Below are 1757 nucleotides of genomic sequence, written 5' to 3' on the forward strand. Positions count from 1 at the left end.
TTGCTCGAACGCGAAAAACGGGTAACGCTTGTACGATTAACCAAGTGGGGGCTACTCCACGCATCGATTGTTGTCACCGGTCTGACGATTCTGATGCTCTCCAAGTCATCTGCTCGGTTCAATGTGGGAGATCCTGACGTCTTCGCTCCAATGCGTGTAGGCGCCCTTTCCACAAAGGATTTCGTTGCCTTCGCGATCATTTATTTATTCATCGTGTGGCGCTCGGTGAAGACATTAAAACAACCGAGCAACGACGACATGCCACGGCAATAAGCGACCGGAAGACGCGCGCTGCCCGTCTGTTGGATCAAAATCCCATCTCTTTCCAAAGTCCCCGCGATCATCTTAGACATGCTCCTTGTCGATCTCTGACCACTGGTATTGTGACGGGCCTGCGATCAGTTGAAGCAGGCTCCGTCTAGGGGGCGCCATCGTCTTAGGAGCCACCGAACCAGTTGTACCCTTGATCGACCCAGTAGCCTCCGGGGAACGTGTTCGTCACAAAAATTTCCATGATGTGTTTGGGATTTTTGTAGCCTAGTTTCGTGGGCATTCGCAGCTTCATTGGATAACCATACCTCGGCGGCAATTGTTGACCGTCGTAGGTGAAGGTAAGCAGCGTCTGCGAATGCAGCGCGGTCGGCATGTCGATACTCTCGTAGTAATCGTCCGCGCATTTGAAGCCGACATACTTCGCGGATGTATCCGCACCCACGCGCCTGAGGAACTCCGAGAACGGCGTGCCGCCCCATCGTCCGATCGCGCTCCATCCTTCCACGCAGATATGCCGCGTGATCTGCTCAGCACTCGGCAACCTGTACAGGTCCGCCAGACTCCACGCCTGCTTGTTTTGCACGAGGCCACCCACCTTCAGACGGAAATCCCTTCCATTGACTTCAGGTACATCGTCGATATCATAAAACGCGTTGAACGGGAACGGCCGCGTAATCTGTGCTTCGGTGTACGTCGGCGCAAGACGATTCGGGTCGAACAACCACTGCTGCACGTGGTCGTTGATTCGCGAGATGCGGGTCAAAAACGTCTCAACGGATTTGTCGTCCGAGAGGCTGCATCCGCTAAGCATTGCAAGGCCGCCGAGCGTGAGGATGTGTTTGCCGAAAAGGCGGCGCGACGGCATTTCGAGTTCGTGGCGCACGTCAATCAGGAGCGACTCCCGGTCGATTTCTGTCGACGTCGATTTGATGGGTTTCATTGTCGGCCTCCTTCAGCGACCGCGGATCATCGTGAGAAGCGAGCGCGGCACGAGCGCGACCATCGCGACATGAACCACGATGAATCCGGCAAGCAGCACCATCGCGCAAAAGTGAACAACGCGCGCAACATCGTAGCCGCCCATCAACTCCCGCAGCAACGGAAACTGCACGGACTTCCAGATGGCGAGGCCCGACACGATCAGTAAGGCGATATCAAACATCACGAACAGATATGCGAATTTCTGCACTGCGTTATAGCGGCTCGGGTCTGCGTGCGAGAGGTGGCCCTTGAGCGCCTCGCCGAGATCGTGCAGAATGGCTCGCGGCGAGAGTGGAAGGAATTTCGATCGGAACCTTCCGGAAACGATGTTCATCGCCAGATAGAAGACGCCATTGAAAAACAATAGCCACATCGCGGCGAAGTGCCATTGCAGCGCCCCGCCGAGCCAACCGCCGAGGGTAATGGCCGGAGGAATCATGAAACCCTTGAAGACCGGCGACGCATCGTAGATGCGCCATCCCGAGAGCATCATCAGTACCGCG

At 56.0% G+C, this 1757-nt stretch carries 3 protein-coding genes; 1 reads left to right on the forward strand and 2 read right to left on the reverse strand.

Going from position 1 to position 1757, the window contains the following annotated elements; genetic code table 11:
• Window positions 1-273, forward strand: a 273-nt coding sequence (locus AWB65_RS37570) for a hypothetical protein (protein ID WP_235008106.1), incomplete at its 5' end; no start/stop codon positions are given.
• A gap of 163 nt (window positions 274-436) precedes the next feature.
• On the opposite strand, the gene AWB65_RS34730 is transcribed toward AWB65_RS37570, so the two are convergent.
• Window positions 437-1213, reverse strand: a complete 777-nt coding sequence (locus AWB65_RS34730; protein ID WP_087671246.1) for a molybdopterin-dependent oxidoreductase — start codon at window positions 1211-1213, stop codon at window positions 437-439.
• A 12-nt stretch (window positions 1214-1225) separates the two neighbouring features.
• Window positions 1226-1757: cytochrome b/b6 domain-containing protein (locus AWB65_RS34735; protein WP_087671247.1), on the reverse strand; the 532-nt coding region annotated here is incomplete at its 5' end.

The sequence above is a fragment of the Caballeronia humi genome, from assembly GCF_001544475.1.
GTDB lineage: Bacteria > Pseudomonadota > Gammaproteobacteria > Burkholderiales > Burkholderiaceae > Caballeronia > Caballeronia humi.